The sequence below is a fragment of the Achromobacter sp. 2789STDY5608621 genome, from assembly GCF_001299375.1.
Taxonomy (GTDB): domain Bacteria; phylum Pseudomonadota; class Gammaproteobacteria; order Burkholderiales; family Burkholderiaceae_B; genus Achromobacter; species Achromobacter insuavis.
The window spans coordinates 20,558-38,997 of sequence record NZ_CYTU01000028.1; the positions used below are offsets into that span (position 1 = coordinate 20,558).

At 70.0% G+C, this 18,440-nt stretch carries 20 protein-coding genes; 19 read left to right on the forward strand and 1 reads right to left on the reverse strand.

Going from position 1 to position 18,440, the window contains the following annotated elements; translation table 11 throughout:
* Positions 1-115: 115 nt before the first annotated feature.
* From AOZ53_RS22275 to AOZ53_RS22320, 10 genes are all read left to right on the forward strand, one after another.
* Positions 116-1,348 carry an MFS transporter gene (locus tag AOZ53_RS22275; RefSeq protein ID WP_054433913.1) on the forward strand — a complete coding sequence of 411 codons (1,233 nt, stop codon included), beginning with the start codon at positions 116-118 and terminating at the stop codon, positions 1,346-1,348.
* A gap of 127 nt (positions 1,349-1,475) precedes the next feature.
* On the forward strand, positions 1,476-2,246 hold the full coding sequence (locus AOZ53_RS22280; RefSeq protein WP_054433911.1) for an IclR family transcriptional regulator: 771 nt from the start codon (positions 1,476-1,478) through the stop codon (positions 2,244-2,246).
* The gene (locus AOZ53_RS22285; protein WP_054489383.1) at positions 2,239-3,387 is read left to right on the forward strand and encodes a thiolase family protein; all 1,149 of its coding nucleotides are present in this window, start codon (positions 2,239-2,241) and stop codon (positions 3,385-3,387) included. The genes AOZ53_RS22280 and AOZ53_RS22285 overlap by 8 nt, the downstream gene beginning before the upstream one ends.
* The gene (locus AOZ53_RS22290) at positions 3,384-3,725 is read left to right on the forward strand and encodes a Zn-ribbon domain-containing OB-fold protein (protein WP_054433907.1); all 342 of its coding nucleotides are present in this window, start codon (positions 3,384-3,386) and stop codon (positions 3,723-3,725) included. Before AOZ53_RS22285 ends, AOZ53_RS22290 begins: the two co-directional genes overlap by 4 nt.
* Positions 3,726-3,786: 61 nt before the next feature.
* The gene (locus tag AOZ53_RS22295; RefSeq protein ID WP_054433905.1) at positions 3,787-4,758 is read left to right on the forward strand and encodes a tripartite tricarboxylate transporter substrate binding protein; all 972 of its coding nucleotides are present in this window, start codon (positions 3,787-3,789) and stop codon (positions 4,756-4,758) included.
* Positions 4,759-4,796: 38 nt separating this feature from the next.
* The gene (locus tag AOZ53_RS22300) at positions 4,797-6,938 is read left to right on the forward strand and encodes an acetate--CoA ligase family protein (RefSeq protein WP_054489385.1); all 2,142 of its coding nucleotides are present in this window, start codon (positions 4,797-4,799) and stop codon (positions 6,936-6,938) included.
* A 33-nt stretch (positions 6,939-6,971) separates the two neighbouring features.
* A complete protein-coding gene (locus tag AOZ53_RS22305; RefSeq protein WP_054475334.1) occupies positions 6,972-7,733 on the forward strand; it encodes an SDR family NAD(P)-dependent oxidoreductase in 762 nt (253 codons plus the stop codon).
* A 28-nt stretch (positions 7,734-7,761) separates the two neighbouring features.
* A complete protein-coding gene (locus AOZ53_RS22310; protein ID WP_054489387.1) occupies positions 7,762-8,988 on the forward strand; it encodes an acyl-CoA dehydrogenase family protein in 1,227 nt (408 codons plus the stop codon).
* Positions 8,985-10,049 carry a phosphotransferase family protein gene (locus AOZ53_RS22315; RefSeq protein ID WP_054489391.1) on the forward strand — a complete coding sequence of 355 codons (1,065 nt, stop codon included), beginning with the start codon at positions 8,985-8,987 and terminating at the stop codon, positions 10,047-10,049. Before AOZ53_RS22310 ends, AOZ53_RS22315 begins: the two co-directional genes overlap by 4 nt.
* Positions 10,050-10,058: 9 nt before the next feature.
* Positions 10,059-11,702 (forward strand): acyl-CoA synthetase, encoded by a 1,644-nt coding sequence (locus AOZ53_RS22320; protein WP_054489392.1) that lies wholly within the window; start codon positions 10,059-10,061, stop codon positions 11,700-11,702.
* Positions 11,703-11,753: 51 nt separating this feature from the next.
* Here the strand turns inward: AOZ53_RS22320 and AOZ53_RS22325 are convergent, their stop codons facing one another.
* The gene (locus AOZ53_RS22325) at positions 11,754-12,815 is read right to left on the reverse strand and encodes a YwqG family protein (RefSeq protein WP_054433895.1); all 1,062 of its coding nucleotides are present in this window, start codon (positions 12,813-12,815) and stop codon (positions 11,754-11,756) included.
* A gap of 214 nt (positions 12,816-13,029) precedes the next feature.
* Between AOZ53_RS22325 and AOZ53_RS22330 the strand changes: the two genes are divergently transcribed.
* From AOZ53_RS22330 to AOZ53_RS22370, 9 genes are all read left to right on the forward strand, one after another.
* Positions 13,030-13,941, forward strand: a complete 912-nt coding sequence (locus tag AOZ53_RS22330) for a hypothetical protein (protein WP_054433892.1) — start codon at positions 13,030-13,032, stop codon at positions 13,939-13,941.
* 100 nt (positions 13,942-14,041) lie between these two features.
* On the forward strand, positions 14,042-14,632 hold the full coding sequence (locus AOZ53_RS22335; protein WP_054489433.1) for a cysteine hydrolase family protein: 591 nt from the start codon (positions 14,042-14,044) through the stop codon (positions 14,630-14,632).
* An 8-nt stretch (positions 14,633-14,640) separates the two neighbouring features.
* The gene (locus tag AOZ53_RS22340) at positions 14,641-15,165 is read left to right on the forward strand and encodes a DUF4189 domain-containing protein (RefSeq protein ID WP_054489394.1); all 525 of its coding nucleotides are present in this window, start codon (positions 14,641-14,643) and stop codon (positions 15,163-15,165) included.
* A gap of 39 nt (positions 15,166-15,204) precedes the next feature.
* The gene (locus AOZ53_RS22345) at positions 15,205-15,837 is read left to right on the forward strand and encodes a LysE family translocator (protein ID WP_054489397.1); all 633 of its coding nucleotides are present in this window, start codon (positions 15,205-15,207) and stop codon (positions 15,835-15,837) included.
* A gap of 9 nt (positions 15,838-15,846) precedes the next feature.
* Positions 15,847-16,548, forward strand: a complete 702-nt coding sequence (locus AOZ53_RS22350) for a hypothetical protein (protein WP_054489399.1) — start codon at positions 15,847-15,849, stop codon at positions 16,546-16,548.
* A 49-nt stretch (positions 16,549-16,597) separates the two neighbouring features.
* Positions 16,598-17,164 (forward strand): sugar O-acetyltransferase, encoded by a 567-nt coding sequence (locus AOZ53_RS22355; protein WP_054489401.1) that lies wholly within the window; start codon positions 16,598-16,600, stop codon positions 17,162-17,164.
* A gap of 60 nt (positions 17,165-17,224) precedes the next feature.
* Entirely contained in the window at positions 17,225-17,563 is a 339-nt protein-coding gene (locus tag AOZ53_RS22360; RefSeq protein WP_054489435.1) for a VOC family protein, read from the forward strand.
* 201 nt (positions 17,564-17,764) lie between these two features.
* Positions 17,765-18,037, forward strand: a complete 273-nt coding sequence (locus AOZ53_RS22365) for an AbrB/MazE/SpoVT family DNA-binding domain-containing protein (protein ID WP_054433883.1) — start codon at positions 17,765-17,767, stop codon at positions 18,035-18,037.
* Positions 18,034-18,435, forward strand: coding sequence for a type II toxin-antitoxin system VapC family toxin (locus AOZ53_RS22370; protein WP_054433881.1), 402 nt, complete (start codon positions 18,034-18,036; stop codon positions 18,433-18,435). Before AOZ53_RS22365 ends, AOZ53_RS22370 begins: the two co-directional genes overlap by 4 nt.
* Positions 18,436-18,440: the final 5 nt, after the last annotated feature.

Below are 18,440 nucleotides of genomic sequence, written 5' to 3' on the forward strand. Positions count from 1 at the left end.
CCCCGGGAGGCACGCAAGACCCCACGGCCGGCGGGCGCTTTAGTTTGGCGTCAGCCGGCTGTTTATAGAATGCGCATTCCGGCGCCGTCCGCGCGCCTGCCGCGCGCCCGCCCCGATGCCTGCCCCCGACTCGCCCAGTCCGCTTTACCGCCCCGCCTTCCTGCACTTCCTGTTCGCGCGCATCGGCGCGTCGCTGGCCTTCCAGATCGTCTCGGTAGCGGTGGGCTGGCAGATCTACGCGCTATCGGGCAGCGCGCTCGACCTGGGCCTGATCGGGCTGGCGCAGTTCCTGCCGATGGCGGCGCTGACGCTGGTGGTGGGCCACGTGGCCGACCGCTACGACCGCCGCAAGATCGTCGCCATCTGCATGGCGGTCGAGACCCTGGCCACGCTGCTGCTGGCGATCGCGGCGCTGCACGGCGTCGGCGGCAAGACGCTGATCTACGCCACCCTCATCATCATGAGCTCGGCGCGCGCCTTCGAGGCGCCCACGCTGACCACGCTGATTCCGGCCATCGTGCCGCGCGAGTGGTTGCCGCGCGCCACCGCGCTGTCGTCCTCCGGCGGCCAGATCGCGCAGATCGCCGGCCCGGCGCTGGGCGGCATCGGCTATGGCCTGGGGGCCGGGTGGATCTACTGCGTGGCGGCCGCGCTGTACCTGTGCGGCTTCGCCTGCATCGCCAGCATGTCGATCGACCGCGCCCCGCCGCGCAGGGAGCCCACCACCTGGCGCACCTTGTTCGCGGGCATCACCTTCATCTTCCAGCGCCGCATCCTGCTGGGCACGCTGTCGCTGGACCTGTTCGCGGTGCTGCTGGGCGGCGCCACGGCGCTGCTGCCGATCTTCGCCAAGGACATCCTCGATGCCGGCCCCTGGGCCCTGGGCGCGCTGCGCGCCGCGCCGGCCTGTGGCGCCATGCTGATGTCGCTGACGCTGGCGCGCCTGAGCCTGGGCGAACACGTCGGCCGCCTGCTGTTCGGCGCGCTGATCCTGTTCGGCCTGGCCACCACCGTGTTCGGCCTGTCGACCTCGATCCCGCTGTCGGTGGGCGCGCTGGTGGTGCTGGGCGCGGCCGACGCCATCAGCGTGGTGGTGCGTTCGTCGCTGGTGCAGCTGAATACGCCCGACCACATGCTGGGCCGCGTCAGCGCGGTCAACACGCTGTTCGTCGGCGCCTCCAACCAGCTGGGCGAATTCGAGTCCGGCGTGATGGCGGCGCTGCTGGGCGCGGTGCCGGCGGTAGTGGTCGGCGGGCTGGGCACCATCGCGGTGGCGGGGCTGTGGATGCACTGGTTCCCGGAGCTGCGCCGGCTGCGCACGCTGCACCCCGAATCCGAGCCGGCCTGACCCCGGCGCCAACGCCCGGCAAAACCGCGATTGTTGCTGGGCGAAAATTTGTTGCGACGCAACTTTACCCGCTTCGCGGGCCTGCCTATCTTGTGACCATGTTCAGCCATCGGGTTATGCCGCTGCCATGTCTTCACCGGATACAAGCCTGGTTTCCGCCACGAAAAAGGTCTGCCGCGTCCTCGCCAGCCTGTCGAACCGGCGCGTCCAGCGCCTGACCGACATCGCCCAGGCGGCGCAGCTGGACGTGTCCACCGCGCTGCGCATCCTGAAGGACCTGGAGGCCGAGGGTTTCGTGGAGCGAGACCCGGTCAGCAAGCACTACATGCTCGGTCCGCAGGTCTATGCCATGCACCACGCCATGGTCGACGGCCTCGATCTGCGCGCCCTGGCGCGGCCCGCGCTGATCCGCCTGGCGCGCAAGTTCGGCGACACCGTCATCCTGTCCCTGCCGACCGGCTGGGAGTCGGTCTGCCTGGACCTGTGCTTCGGCGACTATCCGATCCGCGCCAACTACCTGGAGGTCGGCAGCCGCCGTCCGCTCGGCATCGGCGCCGGCAGCCTGGCGCTGCTGGCGGCCATGGACGACAGCGAGGCGCAGGCGGTACTGCCACCGGTGCACCAGCGGTTGCAGGAACGCTACCCGCGCTATCCGGTGCGCCTGCTGGAACAGATGACGGCGCGCGCGCGCAAGCTCGGCCACGCCATGCTGCTGGACGTGGTGGTGGAAAAGATGGGCGGCCTGGGCGTGGCCGTGCGCGGCCCCAGCGGCCGCGCCATCGCCGCGCTCAGCGTGGCCGCCTTGAGCGAGCGCGTCGAATCGCGCGAACAGGAACTGGCCCAGGCCCTGGCGGCCGAAGCCCGCGCCATCGAACGCGCCTGGATGCCCCATGCCTGACCTTCGCCACGCCCACCTGCTGGCCGCGGCCACCACCCGCTTCGGCCGCCACGAGGGCCGCTCGGCCCTGGACCTGATGGCCGAGGCCGCCAACGCCGCGCTGGCGCAGTCCGGCCTGCGCCGCGCCGATATCGACGGCGTGCTGTGCGGCTACGCCACCACCTTCCCGCACCTGATGCTGGCCACGCTGCTCAGCGAAAAGCTGGGCCTGGACCCGCACTACGCGCACGGCATGCAGATGGGCGGCGCCACCGGCGCGGCCATGGTGATGCTGGCGCGCGAACTGGTGCGCGCCGGCCGCTGCCGCCGCGTGCTGGTGGTGGCGGGCGAGAACCGCCTGACCGGCCAGGCCGTCGATGCGTCCATCCAGACCTTGGCCCAGGTCGGCGAGGCCGATACCGAAGTGCCCAACGGCGCCTCGGTGCCGGCCTACTACGCGCTGCTGGCCTCCGCCTACATGCACCAGACCGGCACCCGCCGCGAGGACCTGGCCGAGTTCGCCGCGCTGATGCGGCGCCATGCCGCCAGCCATCCGCATGCGCACCTGAACGAGGCCATCAGCGTCGAGCAGGTGCTGGCGTCCCGGCCCATCGCCACGCCGCTGCACCTGCTGGACTGCTGCCCGATCTCGGACGGCGCGGTCGCGCTGGTGGTGAGCGCCGACGAAGGGCCGGTGCGCATCAGCGGCGCCGGGCAGGCGCACCGCCACCAGCACCTGTCGGCGCTGCGCGACCTCTTCGACACCGGCGCGGCGCGGGCGCTCAAGTTGGCCTATGCCGACGCCGACATCGGCCAGGACCAGGTCGACTACCTGGGCATCTACGATTCCTTCACCATCACGCTGGCCATGCTGCTGGAAGAACTGGGCTTCGCGCCACGCGGCGGCGCCGCGGAACGCGCGCGGCGCGGCGACTTCGACGCGGCCGGGCCGCTGCCGCTCAACACCCACGGGGGCCTGCTGTCGTTCGGGCATTCCGGCGTGGCGGGCGGCATGGCGCACGTGGCCGAGGCCTGGACCCAGCTGGCGGGCCGGGCCGGGTCGCGGCAAGTGGGCGCGCCGCGCTGCGCGCTGGTGCATGCGGACGGCGGCGTGCTGTCCGCCCATGTCAGCCTGGTGCTGCAGGCGCAGGAGGCCCGATGAACACCCGCGATCCCCTGGAATTGCAACGCTGCGAGGATTGCGGCGCGTGGTGGGCCCTGCGTCCCTATGCCTGCGCCCATTGCGGCGGCGCCAACCTGCCATGGCGGCGCAGCAGCGGCGCGGGCGAAGTGCTGGCGCGCACCGAGATCCACCGCGCGCCCGACGCCTTCTGGCGCGCGCACGTGCCCTACGTGCTGGTGCTGGTGCGCCTGGAAGAGGGCGCGGTGCTGATGGGCCATGCCGACGCCGGCATCGCTATCGGCCAGCAGGTCATGGGTCGCGCGATCACGATCGACGGCCGCGCATTGCTCGGTTTCGAGGCGCGCCGGCCGCCTTGAAGCGCCGCCGGCAACACCATCCCCAGCAAAACAACATATCCGCACGACGGAGGAGACAATCATGCGCGCAATCGCAGCATGCCGCACGGCCCTGGCCGCGCTTTCCCTGGTGGCAGCCGCCGCCTCGGCCGGGCAGGACTGGCCCGCCAAACCCATCACCGTGGTTGTGCCCTATCCCCCGGGCGGCCCGACGGACATCGTGGCCCGCGTGGTCGCGCAGGGACTGGGCGACGAGCTCAAGCAGACCATCATCATCGACAACCGCTCGGGCGCCGGTGGCAACATCGGCGCCGACATGGTGGCCAAGGCCGCGCCCGACGGCTACACGCTGCTGCTGGCGACCACGGCCCACGCCATCAACATGTCGCTGTTCAAGAACCTGAACTACGACACCCGCAAGAGCTTCGCGCCGGTATCGCTGCTGACCAGCGGCCCGCTGGTGATCGTGACGCGGCCGGACCTGCCCGCCAGCAACGTGCGCGAGCTGATCGAGCTGGCCAAGTCGACGCCGGGCAAACTGACCTTCGCCTCGTCGGGCAATGGCCAGTCGACCCACCTGGCGGCCGAACTGTTCGGCGCCATGGCCGGCGTGCGCATGGTGCACGTGCCCTATCGCGGCAGCGCGCCGGCGCTGACGGACGTCATGGGCGGCCAGGCCGACATCATGTTCGACACCATGCTGTCGTCGATGCCCTACGTGAACGGCGGCAAGCTCAAGGCGCTGGCCGTGACCGGCGCGGCGCGCTCGCCCGCCGCGCCCAACGTGCCCACCGTGGCCGAGGCCGGACTGCCGGGCTACGAGGCCACCGCCTGGAACGGCCTGCTGGCCCCGGCCGGCACGCCCGCGTCGGTGGTGGACCGATTGAACAGCGCCTTGCAGAAGGTGCTGGGCCGCGCCGACATCCAGCAGAAATTCGCCGCGCAGGGCTTCGCCTCGGAATGGAAGACGCCCGCCGACACGGCGCGCTTCCTCGACGTCGAGGTCGATAAATGGGCCGGCGTGGTCAAGACTTCCGGCGCCACGGTCAACTGACCGCGCGCGCCCGCCTTCATCCTACCCAGGGGAGTTTCATGGCTTCTGTACCCACCGGCGACGCCAGCCTCGCGCGCCTGCTCGATCCGGCCTCGATCGCGATCGTCGGCGCTTCCGACAATCCGGACAAGATCGGCGGCCGGCCCATCCACTACATGCGGCGCCACGGCTATGCGGGCGCGCTGTACCCGATCAACCCGCAACGCGCCGAGGTCCAGGGCGAACGCGCCTGGCCCAGCCTGGCCGCGCTGCCCGCGGCGCCGGACCTGGCGATCGTGGCGGTGGCGGGCGAGCAGGCGGTGCGGGCCGTGGATGACTGCGCGGCGCTGGGCGTGGCGGCGGCCATCGTCATCTCGGCCGGCTTCTCGGAAACCGGCGAAGCCGGCCGAGCCCTGCAGGATGCGATGACGGCGCGCGCCCGCGCCGCCGGCATGCGCATCGTCGGCCCCAACTCGCAAGGCCTGGCCAACTTCGGCAACGGCGCCATCGCCAGCTTCTCCACCATGTTCCTGGAGGTGGAGCCGGGCGACGGGCCGGTGGCGGTCATCAGCCAGAGCGGCGGCATGTGCGCCATGGTCTACGGCCTGCTGCGCCAGCGCGGCATCGGCGTGCGTCACGTGCATGCCACCGGCAACGAGGCCGATGTGTCGGTCGCCGAACTGGCCTGCGCGACGCTGCGCGATCCGGAAGTCGGCTGCGTGCTGCTATACCTGGAATCGCTGCGCGAGGCCGGCCCCCTGGCCGAGGCGGCGGCGCTGGCGCGGGCGCGCGGCGTGCCGCTGATCGTGGTCAAGTCGGGCCGCTCCGAGGCCGGCGCGCGCGCCGCGGCCTCGCATACCGGCGCGCTGGCCAACGAGGACCGTGCGGTCGATGCGTTTTTTGAACACCACGGCATCCTGCGCGCGCGCGATCCGCAGGAACTGGTGCGCTACGCCGAACTGGCCCTGCGCAGCCCCTTGCCGCAAGGCCCGCGCGTGGTGGTGGTCAGCAACTCCGGCGCCAGCTGCGTGCTGGCCTCGGACGCGGCCGCCGAGCGCGGCCTGGAGATCGCGCCGCTGGCCGATGCCACCCAGCAGGCGCTGGCCGAGCGCCTGCCCGGCTATGCCACCACCGTGAACCCGGTGGACATCACCGCCGCGCTGCTGTCGAACAACGGCCTGTTCGGCCAGGTGCTGCCCGTGATCGGCACCGACCCGGCGGCCGACATGTTCCTGCTGGACATTCCGGTGGCGGGGCGCGGCTACGACGTGGCCTCGTTCGCGGCGGATGCCGCCGGCTTCGCACAGGCCGCTTCCAAGCCGGTCGTGGTGGTGGCGTGGCAGGACAACGTGGCCAGCGCATTCCGCGCGCGCGGCCTGCCGGTCTATGCGGACGAAATCCAGGCGATGGATGCGCTGTCGGCGCTGTTCCGTCTGCGCCGCTTGCGCGAGCGCGACGGCGTGATCCCGGCGCCGCAAGACGCAGTGGCGGCCGATCCGGCGCCCGACGCGGCCGGCGGCTTCCTGTCCGAGGCGGCCAGCCTTGCGCTGCTGGCCGACAACGGGCTGGCGGTGATCGAGCACGCCGTCTGCCGCACGGCCGACGAGGCCGTCGCCGCGTGGCGCCGTATCGGCGCGCCGGTGGCGTTGAAAGCCTGCTCGGCACAGCTGCCGCACAAGTCCGAGCACGGGCTGGTGGCGCTGGGACTGAACGACGAGGCCGCGCTGCGCGCGGCGTTTGCCCAGCAGACCCAAACCTTGGGTAAGCTGAACGTGCGGGATGGCGCCTGGCTGGTGGCGCGGATGCAGCGCGGCCTGCACGAATGCGCGTTGGGCGCGCGCGTCGATCCAGTGCTGGGGCCGGTCGTCATGATCGGCAGCGGCGGCAAATACGTGGAAGCGCTGCGCGACGTGGCGGTGCTGATGCCGCCGTTCGACGCCGCGCAGGTGATCGAAAAGCTGCGCGGCCTGCGCATCGGCACGCTGCTGCAAGGCGTGCGCGGCGATCCGCCGGCCGATGTCGAGGCGCTGGCGCGGCAGGCCGTGGCGCTGGGCGATTACGCATTGGCGGCCGGTCCGCGCCTGGCGTCGGTCGACATCAACCCGGTGATGGTCGGCGCCGTGGGGCAGGGCGCGGTGGCGGTGGACGCGCTGGTGGAACTTCATCCCGCCAGCCAGGCCGCGACCCGTGAGGCGGCGTAATGCCGCCGGCAGACAAACAAAGGAGACGCACCGATGTTTGAAGACCTGAAATCCAAGACCGCGCTGGTCACCGGCGCCTACAGCGGACTGGGCCGCCACTTCGCGCTGCGGCTGGCCGAAGCCGGCGCGCGCGTGGCCTTGTGCGGCCGCCGGACCGAACTGGGCGACGCGCTGGCGCAGGAGATCCGCGGCCATGGCGGCCAGGCCTGCGTCGCGGCCATGGACGTCACCCAACCCGACAGCGTGCAGGCGGCGTTCGCGCAGGCGGAACAGGCGCTCGGCCCGATCGACATCGTCATCAACAACGCCGGCATCGCCATGACGCGCCCCGCGCTGGAGATCAGCGAGGACGAGTGGACCGGCCTGATCGACGTCAACCTGAACGGCGCGTGGCGGGTGGCGCAGTGCGCCGCGCGCCACTTCCACGGCCACGGCCGTCCCGGCGCCATCGTCAACATCGCCTCGATCCTGGGCCAGCGCGTGGCCTCGCACGTCGCCGCCTACACCGCCGCCAAGGCCGGCCTGCTGCACCTGACCCGCGCCCTGGCGCTGGAATGGGCGCGCCACGGCATCCGCGTAAACGCGCTGGCGCCCGGCTACATCGGCACCGACCTGAACCGCGATTTCTTCGCCACGCCCGCCGGCGAGGCCCTGGTCAAGCGCATCCCGCAGCGCCGCCTGGGCCGTCCGCAGGACCTGGACGGCCCCTTGCTGCTGCTGGCCTCCGATGCCTCCGCCTACATGACGGGCGCGGTCATCGACGTCGACGGCGGCCACCTGGCCAGCTCGCTCTGAACCCGCATCCCCATCCGGAGACCCCGCCATGGATTTTTCGCTGCCCCCTGAACTGGAAGACTATCGCCAGCGCGTGCGCGCCTTCGTCGACCGCGAGCTGATTCCGCTGGAAGCCGACCGCGCCAACTACGACGACCACGAGAACATCGACGAAGCCCTGCTGGACCGCGTCCGCGCCAAGGCCCGCGAGGCCAGCCTGTGGGCGCTGCAGATGCCGCGCCAGCGCGGCGGCCAGGGCCTGCCGATGGTGGGCCTGGCCGCCTGCTACGAAGAAATGAACCGCTCCATCTTCGGCCCGGCCGCCTTCAACGCCGCCGCGCCCGACGACGGCAACATGCGCGTGCTGGCGCAGGTGGCGCGGCCCGACCAGCAGGACCGCTGGCTGCAGCCCATCATCGACGGCAAGGTGCGCTCGTCCTTCGTGATGACCGAACCCAACCCCGGCAGCGGCTCGGACCCGTCGATGATGCGCACCACCGCCACGCGCCAGGGCGACAAATGGCTGATCCACGGCCGCAAGTGGTTCATCACCGGCGCTGGCGCGGCACAGCATTTCATTCTGATCGCGCGCACCTCGGACGACGCCCGCAAGGGCCTGTCGGCCTTCCTGTTCGACGCCGACCAGCCCGGCTGGCGCATCGTGCGCCGCATCCCCATCATGGGCCCGGAAGAACACGGCGGCCATTGCGAGCTGGAATTCGACGGTCTCGAAATCCCCGACGAGAACCGCCTGATGGAAGTGGGCGACGGCCTCAAGCTGACGCAGATCCGCCTCGGCCCGGCGCGCCTGACGCACTGCATGCGCTGGCTTGGCCTGGCGCGGCGCGCCATGGCGGTGGCGGTGGACTACGTCGGCGAACGCAGCAGCTTCGGCCAGAAGCTGGCCGACCGCGAAGGCGTGCAATGGCTGCTGGGCGACGCCGCCATGCAGATCGAGATCGGCCGCCTGCTGACCATGCGCGCCGCCGCGCGGCTGGACCAGGGCGACTTCGCGCGCAAGGAGATCTCCATGGCCAAGATCGTCGTGTCGGAAACCCTGCACAAGGTGGTCGACACCGCCCTGCAACTGAACGGCGCGCGCGGCTATTCCAAGGACACGCCGCTGGAATGGATCTACCGCTACGCGCGCCAGGCGCGGCTGGTGGACGGCGCCTCCGAAGTCCACAAGATGGTGCTGGCGCGCTACCTGATGGACCAGGGCGACGCGTTCTGGCAGTGGGACGCCGCGGACGCGCCGCGCAAGGCGCTGGTATGAGCGCGCCCGATCCGGCCACCAACGCCGCCCCCGACTGGCTGCCCGCCCTGGCCGCCTACCTGTCGGCCCAGGGCCTGGGCAACGCCGACGGCCTGCGCGCGCGGGCCTTGACGGGCGGCCAGTCCAATCCGACCTACCTGCTGGAAGACGCCAGCGGCGCGCGCGTGCTGCGCAAGCAGCCGCCCGGCGCGCTGCTGCCCTCGGCCCACGCCATCGACCGCGAATACCGCGTCATGGCCGCGCTGGCCGGCACCGCCGTGCCCGTGCCGGCGATGCTGCACTATTGCGCCGACCCTTCCATCGTCGGCACGCCGTTCTACCTGATGAGCTACGCCCGCGGCCGCGTCTTCATGGACCCGGCGCTGCCGGGACTGGCGCCCGTCGAACGCGCTGCGCTCTACGCCGAGACCGGCCGCGTGCTGGCCGCGCTGCACGCCGTGGAACCGGCCGCCGTCGGCCTGGCGGACTACGGCAAGGCCGGCGACTACTTCGCGCGCCAGGTGGCGCGCTGGACCCGCCAGTACCGCGATACCGAGACCACGTCCCTGGGCGCCATGGACGCGCTGATCGACTGGCTGCCGCAGCACCTGCCGCAGGACGACCAGACCCGCCTGGTGCACGGCGACTACCGCATCGACAACCTGGTGTTCGCGCCCGACGCGCCGCGCGCCATCGCGCTGCTGGACTGGGAACTGTCCACGCTGGGCCATCCGCTGGCGGACCTGGCCTATCACTGCATGTGCTGGCGCATCCCGCCGGCCCTGTGGCGCGGCATCGCCGGCCTGGACCTGGCGGCGCTGGGCATACCCGACGAAGCCGCGTTCGTGCGGGCTTATTGCGAGGCGCGCGGCATCGCGCCGCCGGCCAACTGGGACTTCTACCTGGCCTACAGCTTCTTTCGCATCGCCGCCATCCTGCAGGGCGTGTATGCCCGCGCCCGCGCCGGCAACGCCGCCGCCACGGACGCGCTGGAGATGGGCGCGCGCGTCGAACCGCTGGCCGCGCTCGGCTGGCAGGCCGCGCAACGCGAATCCGCACGCCTGGCCCCCGCCGGCCACTAGGAGCGCATCATGACCCCACCGTCCGCCGACGCGCTGCCGCGCAACGCCGCCAACCACCAGCCGCTGACGCCGCTTGGCTTCCTGCAATGGGCCGCCGCCGTCTACCCGGAACGCGCCGCGCTGCTGCACGGCGACCGCAGCCAGAGCTGGCGCGTCACCGACGAACGCTGCCGCCGCATGGCCGCGGCGCTCGCCGCCTGGGGCGTGCGTCGTGGCGACGTGGTGGCGGTGCTGGCGCCCAACACGCCGGCCCTGTACGAAGCGCACTTCGGCGTGCCGATGGCCGGCGCGGTGCTGAACGCGCTCAACACCCGCCTGGACGCGCGCACGCTGGCGTTCATCCTGGAACACGGCGGCGCCACCGTGCTGCTGTACGACAGCGAATACGCCGCCCTGGTGCGCGAAGTGCTCGGCCACCTGCGCGCGCCGCCGCGCACCGTGCGCATCGAAGACAGCGAATACGCCGGCCCCCACGGCGACCTGGGCGACGCGGAATACGAAGCCTGGCTCGCCGCCCAACCGGCCGACGCCCCCTGGGAAGGGCCGCCGGACGAATGGGACAACCTGTGCCTGAACTACACCTCCGGCACCACCGGCAACCCCAAGGGCGTGCTCTATCACCACCGCGGCGCCTACCTCAACGCCACCGGCAACGTGCTGGCCTGCGGCATGCCGCCGCACGCCGTCTACCTGTGGACGCTGCCCATGTTCCACTGCAACGGCTGGTGCTTCCCGTGGACCCTGGCGGCGCTGGCCGGCACCAGCGTCTGCCTGCGGCGCGTGGAACCGGCCGCCATCTTCGAGGCCATCCGCCGCCACCAGGTCGGCTTCTTCTGCGCCGCCCCCGTGGTGCTGAACATGCTGGTCAACGCCCCCGCCGACGTGCGCCATCGCGCCACGCACCGCGTGCAGGCCATGACCGGCGGCGCCGCGCCGCCCGCCGCCATCATCGAAGCCATGGAGCAGCTGGGCATAGGCGTCACGCACCTGTACGGCCTGACCGAGACCTACGGCCCGTCGATCAGCTGCGCCTGGCATGAGGAATGGGACGACCTGCCGCTGGCCGAGCGCGCCGCGCTCAAGGCCCGCATCGGCGTGCGCAAGCTCAACGTCGAAGCCGTGCAGGTGATGGACGCCACCATGCGGCCGGTGCCGGCCGACGGCGTCACGCTGGGCGAGATCATGCTGCGCGGCAATACCCTCATGAAAGGCTATCTGCGCAACCCCGACGCGACCGCCGAGGCCTTCGCCGGCGGCTGGTTCCACTCCGGCGACCTGGCCGTGGTGCACCCGGACGGCTACATCGAGATCAAGGACCGCGCCAAGGACATCATCATCTCCGGCGGCGAGAACATCTCGACCGTCGAGATCGAAAGCGTGCTGTACCGCCACCCCGACGTGCTGGAAGCCGCCGTGGTGGCGCGCCCCGATGCGGTGTGGGGCGAAACGCCCTGCGCCTTCGTCACGTTGAAAGAGGGCGCATCGCGCAGCGCGGACGAGCTGATCGCCTATTGCCGCGAACACCTGGCGCGCTTCAAGACGCCGCGCACCGTGGTGTTCGGCGCCTTGCCCAAGACCTCGACCGGCAAGATCCAGAAGTTCGTGCTGCGCGAGCAGGCGGCGGCGTTGGCGGATCGCGATCCGCCAACTTGAGGAGCGAGGTCCGGCGGTTCGCGCCCGCCCGGGTCTCGCGACGACGTCACGCTAATCGCATTGATACGTGACGCGCGCCAGATCGAAGCGGCGCGCCGCGATGTCCTGCTCGCGCATCAGCACGTAGTAGGCGCCCGGCTGCGGAATGCCGGCACGCGGATCCGCGCCGATCTGCAACACCAGCCGCCAGTCGCGCGCCCCTGGCAGCAGGGCCTGCGCGGCCTCGCTGCGCCAGACCTCGCTGCCGCCGCAGTCCAGGCCGTGCGACACCAGCTGGCAAGTGGCCTGCATGCCGTTCTGCAAGGACTGCGGATGGCCGCCAAGCTGATGGTTGTCGCGGCCGTCCATGTCCGGCGTGCCGAACTGCGAGCGCCAATCCTGGTAGCCGTCGTAGAGATCGTCGTCGTCGAGCTTGAACGCGTCCCAGCCCGCGTCGTCCACGCCGATCGGCGTCAACACGGTGCGCGCCGCCACCGGCGCGCCGGGGAACACGCAGGTCCATTCCTCATCCGACAGCGCGACAAGCTGCGCTGGCGCCGGTGCCCGCGTCAGCATCGCGGCGGGCGTGCTGTCCCACAGCACGCGCCAGCCCACCGAAGCCGCCGGCGTGAAGCTCTCGGCCTGCTCCAGGAAATCGTAGAACACCAGCAGGCGACCCTCGCTCGGCAAGGCGGCATCGAATCCCGCCTGCCGCGACAGCGTGGCCAGATCGAACTGCCCCAGGAATGTCAGCGGAAACGTCGTCTCCACCGCATCTGCCCGGGCGCGGGCATCGGCGGCAAAACGCACGCCTTGCGCCGGGGTCATCCACGAGCCCTTTTTTTTGGAATCCGCCAGCAGGCGGTCGGCCTCCTGGCGATGCCCCGCGGCGCGCGCGCCCGCGTCCGGATAGGCGGGCCGCGTCGGCCAGGCCATGCCCGGCGGCAGGTCGGGGCGCCCGCCGATCTTGCTGGCGCCCAACGGGATGGCGTCCTCGTCGCCGGCGGTGGTTGCCAGCAGCAGCGCGGGGCGCGCTTGCGCCAGCAGGCGATCGATGACGGCGCGAGGCAGGTCGGTGTCGGCCAGCGAACGCTGCAAGGCGTCGTGGTCCGCGGGCAGCGGCTTGAAGTCCATCGGCGCATCCTTTCCCGGCGGTCGCGCTCTGCCGGCATGGGGTGGGTGTCGGAGACGAAAGCGCCATTCTAGGACAGCGACGCGTCCCCGCTCGCCTTGCAGTCGGACACAATTGGCAAACTGCTGTCCGACGCCAACCCCGGCCGCCCACTAAGATGGCGCCGCATCATGCGCCACGGTGCGCCTACCGAAGACCGATGAGAAAAAGTCCGATATGAAAACGCGTCTGAACGTCCGCCCGTCCTCCCGTCGTCCGCTGCTGCGCGCCACGCTGGCCAGCCTGTGCCTCGCCACGCTGGGCGCGCTCGCCGGCCCGGCCGCCATCGCCGCCGAGCCCGCCGCCACCGCGCCGCGCCTGGATGCGGTCCAGGGCGCCGCCGCCGCCGTGACGCCGCCCGACGCGGCCACCGTGCTCTATTACATCTATCAAATCGACGGCAAGGGCGCCGATTCCTACGAAGTGGCCAACGGCAGCGTCGCCACCTACTGGTTCGGCCATGCCTTCGAGCTGGGCGGCACGCAGTACTTCACCGGCTTCGCCTGGGACACCCGCGAGAAATACGGCAAGCCCGGCGAAGACGAAGTCGGCCCGGAGACCCAGGTCAACCTGGCCGAGTCCACCTTCACCCTGACCGGCTCCAGCGCCGAACGCCCCTGGAAGTTCCGCGGCATGGAGCACACCATCGGCATGTTCGGCGCCTACGAACGGCCCGAGGCCATCGACACCCGCCGCAAGCCGCTCGAATACCGCACCCCGGCTGGCAAGCTGGTGCTGGCCGTGCCCACGCAGGGCTTCGACAACGGCACCAGCTTCGAAGGCTACGCGCTGTTCGTCTTCAACATCGGCCCGCGCGACGAACTCAAGGACAACGTCTGGACCTACGTCGGCAGCCTCATCACCGGCGACGACAACAGCGCCGCCTGCGCCGACGGCGACGTCATGCCGTGCGTGTCCAAGACCGGCAAGCTGACCTTCACCGCGCAGAACGGCGGCGACATGCCCAGGATCACCGTCACCCCCAGCGGCAGCGAAATCTCCGGCCCGGGCAAGACCCGCCAGCTGGGCGCGGCCGACGCCGTCAGCTACGTCTACGACGCCGCCAGCAAAAAGTACGCCGAGAAGTAAGCCACCCCGCGGGGCGGCGCTGGCCGGCATGGCCCGCGCCGCGGCCCCGCGACTGCCGCTACACTGACAGGTCATGACGCACGTCTTCACGGAACGGACCATGACCTCCCAGCCCCCGGCCATCATCCCCGCGCGCACCGCGCTGTTGGTCATGCACTACCAGACCGACATCATGGACCTGTTCCCGTCGGTCGCCCCCCGGCTGCTGGCCGACGCGCGGCAACTGTGCGATGCCGCGCGCCAGGCCGGTGTGAGCGTCTACTTCGCCAAGATCCATTTCAGTCCCGGCTACCCGGAAGTCAGCCCGCTCAACAAGAACGGGCAGGGCATCCGGCAGCTGGGCCGCTTCGTGCATGACCGCGTCTCGCCCGAACTCGGCCGGCGCGACGACGAGCCCCTCATCCTGGCCCACCGCGCCAGCGTGTTCTTCGGCACCGACCTGCAACCGCGCCTGTCCGCCCAGGGCATCGACACCCTGATCATGGTGGGCGTCGCCTCCACCGGCGTCATGCTGTCGTCCATCGCCCACGCCAGCGACGCCGACTACCGTCTCCTGACCGTCAAGGACTGTTGCTACGACCCCGATCCCGTCGTGCACGACCACCTGTTCGCGACCGCTTTCGAGTCCCGCACGACCGTGCTGTCGCTGGACGCCGCCCTGTCCCTGCTGGGCGGTCTATCGAACGAATGAGTTGACCCATGCGTACCCTGATCATTGCCTCCTTTGTCATCGCCCTGAACTTCTCGGCCGCCGGCGCGGCGCAAGCCGAACAAGGCTGCCCGGACGGCTACGCGCCCAGCGTCGGCACGCCCGGCCAGCAATGCGTGCCGATCCCCGTGGAGATTGCGCCCGCCGCGGGCGCCGCGTCCACCCCCGCGTCGGGCAACGCCCAGCGCTGGGGCGCCGTGGCGTATGACGCCCCCTCGGGCTCGATCGGCATTTCGGCCGACCGGACCAGCAAAGCCAAGGCAGAGAAAGACGCGCTGGCCCAATGCGCCACCAAGGGCGGCGCCCGCTGCGCCATCAACACCACCTATCACGACCAGTGCGTGGCGGTGGCCTATGGCCCGTCGCCCAAGGGCAGCGGCGTCATGATCAACTCCGCCCTCGCCGCCAGCGAAGAACTGGCCCGCATGCGCGCGCTGGAGACCTGCGGCAAAGACGCCGGCGGCAGCTGCCAGACGTTCTACGCCGGTTGCAGCCTGCCCCCGGCGGCCCAGTAATCGACGCCGCGCCGGCCCGCCATTCTCGAAGGACCTTCCATGCTTGACCCCGCCACCCTTGTCCTCTTCGGCGGCGCCTGCGTCGCCCTGGCCATGACGCCCGGCCCCGACATGCTGCTGATCGCCTCGCGCAGCGCCGCCCAGGGCAAGGGCGCCGGCTTCGCCTCGCTGGCGGGCATCCAGGCCGGCACCTACTGCCACGCGCTGCTGGCCGCCTTCGGCCTGTCGCAGCTGTTCGTGGCGGTGCCCATGGCCTACGACGCGGTGCGCTTCGCCGGCGCGCTCTACCTGCTGTACCTGGCCGTGCGCACCTTCCGCAGCAAGCCCGCGCAGAGCGTGCCCGACGCCGGCAGGGCCCGCTCGCCGGTGCGCGAGGTCTTCATGCAAGGCCTGCTGACCAACCTGCTCAACCCCAAGATGGCGCTGTTCGTGCTGGCGCTGTTCCCGCAGTTCGTGCGGCCGCAGGACGGCTCGGTGGCCCTGCAGATCCTGGTGCTGGCCACCATCCTCAACGTCATCGGCCTCTTCATCAACGGCGCCGTCATCCTGGCCGCGCATCAGCTCAGCCGGCGCTGGGCCGGACGGCAGCGCGTGTCGCGCTGGCCGCAGTACGTCCTGGGCTCGGTGTTCCTGGCCCTGGCCTTGCGCCTGGCCACCGCCAACCGCAACTGACGCGCACCCATGCAGAAAATCGAAGGCCAGGAATTCCGGATGGCCCTGGACAAGGGCAACGCGCATTTCCACGACCTGCATCTGCACGACTGCGCCTTCGACAACTGCGGCCTGTCGATGGTCAAGTCTCCGCAGCGCATGTCGCGCGTACAGCACCTGCGGCTGTCCCAATGCCGCGTGACGAATTCAGAGATCAAGCCGTGCGTGTTCGAGGACGTGGTGGTCGAAGACCTGTCCACCAACCCCATCCTGCTGGTGTGGGCCTCGTTCTTTCGCCGCGTCACGCTCAAAGGCAAGATCGGCAAGCTCAATCTCAACCTGACGCCCGAAGCGTTCTGCACGGATGCGGACCGGCTGCAGCAATTCGAGACCGCCCGCGCCGCGTTCTATGCCGAGACCGATTGGGCGCTGGACATCAGCGAAGCCAAGCTGCTGGGACTGCGTTGCGAAGGCGTGCCGCTGCACCTGATCAGGCGCGATCCGCGGACCCAGGTGATCCTGGACAAGCGCGGCCGCTATCGTGGTCAACCGGCGCTGGACGCGGGCTTCGCCAAGGCCTTTCCCGTCGCCGACAGCGTGCTGCGCGGCTTCGACGAATCCGACAAGCCGGCCATGCTGCTGACCGCATCGCTGGGCGCGCCGAAGAAGCGGCGCGACGAGGAGCTGGGCGCGATCGCCGAACTCAGGACCCTGGGATTCCTGGAGGATTGAGCCTCATGACGCAGCGGCCTCATAACGCAACGGCCTCATGACAATGACCATGGACAATGACGATCGCACCTTGGTGATCCCCCGGCGCACACCCGCATCCGCCGCCATGATCGCGAACGTCAAGCGGGCCATGGCGCTTACCGCCGAGTTGAACCGCCTGACCTTCAACGACGCCGATGCCGTCCGCGCCCTGTTCAGCGAATTGATCGGCCAGCCCGTCGATGACAGCGTCCTGCTGATCCCGCCGTTCTACACCACCGGCGGCCCCGACATCCGGCTCGGACGCAATGTCTTCATCAACCAGAACTGCACCTTTTACGACCTGGGCGGCCTGTCCATCGCCGACGATGTGATGATCGGGCCAAACGTGAACCTCATCACCTCCGGCCACCCGCTCGCGCCATCGCAACGGCGCGATTTCGTCACCGCCAGGCCCATCGCGATCGAAAGAAACGTCTGGATCGCCGCTGGCGCCACCGTCATCGGCGGCGTGACCGTCGGCGAGAATTCGGTCGTGGCGGCGGGGTCCGTCGTCACCCGGGACGTGCCGCCGAACACCCTGGTGGCGGGCAACCCCGCGCGCGTGGTCCGGCCCCTCGAAGAGCCTGAAAGATAAAACCACGGCCGGGCGATCCGTGAAAGAATCGTGTGGCCCCCCATCGCGCAGAACATCGCCATGCCTCTTTCCGCCTTGTTGCACACCACCGATCTCGCCGCGACCCGCGACTTTTACGGGTCTGTGCTGGGCTTCACCGTCACCGACTCCGCCGAAGGCACGCTCACGGTCGAGAAACACGGCGGCCGGCTGATCTTCACCACGCTCGACCTGTGGCAGCAGGCGCCGGGATTCAGCGGCACCCTGTATTTCTCGCTTCCCGATGTCGAAGCGCTCTATCGGCAGATCAAGGACAAGACGCCCATCGCGTGGCCATTGCAACGCATGGCGTATGGCTCCCATGAGTTCGGGTTGGTGGATGGCAACGGATATACGCTGGCGTTTGTGCAGGGGGTTTGACGAGGACCCGGGCAAATCAGACCGGCGGCTGTGTGGGATGAGAAGCCCTGGTGTTACCTTCAATCGACTGCAAAAGTCGGTTGCAGCGTTTGTGGCCGGCGATAGACGACCACCATGCCAAGCCAGTCCTCTTTTATTGAACCGGTTTTTCTTCCTCGTCCATGGCATATACAATTTGGCATATGCCAAAAGGAAGAAGCCATGACGATTCCGACCTCCCCCGCCAAACCCCGCGAAGCCAAGCTCTTTCGCAACAACCGCAGCCAGGCGGTGCGCATTCCGGCAGAGTTCGAATTGCCAGGTGATCGTGTGCTGATCCATCGTGAGGGCACGAAGCTCATCATCGAACCGGTAATCGGGCCGCGCGACATCGTGGAATTGTTGGTCCAATGGCGACAAGACGAACCGCTTGGGCCGGAAGACCAATTTCCGGACATCGCCGACGCGCCGCTCAAGCCGGAGGACGTCCTGTGAGCGGTTATCTGCTGGACACCAACATCATCAGTGCGCTGCTGCGTGATCCCAACGGCCCGGCGGCCCGCCACATCGAGCGGGTAGGCCCAAAGAGGATATTCACCAGTATCGTCGTCGCGGCGGAACTGCGCTACGGCTGCGCCAAGAAGGGGTCCGCGAAGCTGCAAGCGAAAGTCGAAAGCCTGCTGAGCGCGCTCCCTGTACTGCCCCTGGATGTGCCCGTCGACATCAAGTACGGCAGCCTGCGCGCTGAACTGGAAGCCGCTGGCGAGCCGATTGGTGCAAACGATCTGTGGATAGGCGCACACGCCTGCACGCTCGGGCTGACGCTGGTGACGGGTAATACCCGGGAATTCGAGCGTATCCCCGGACTCGCCGTGGAAAACTGGCTGGCCTGAATCGA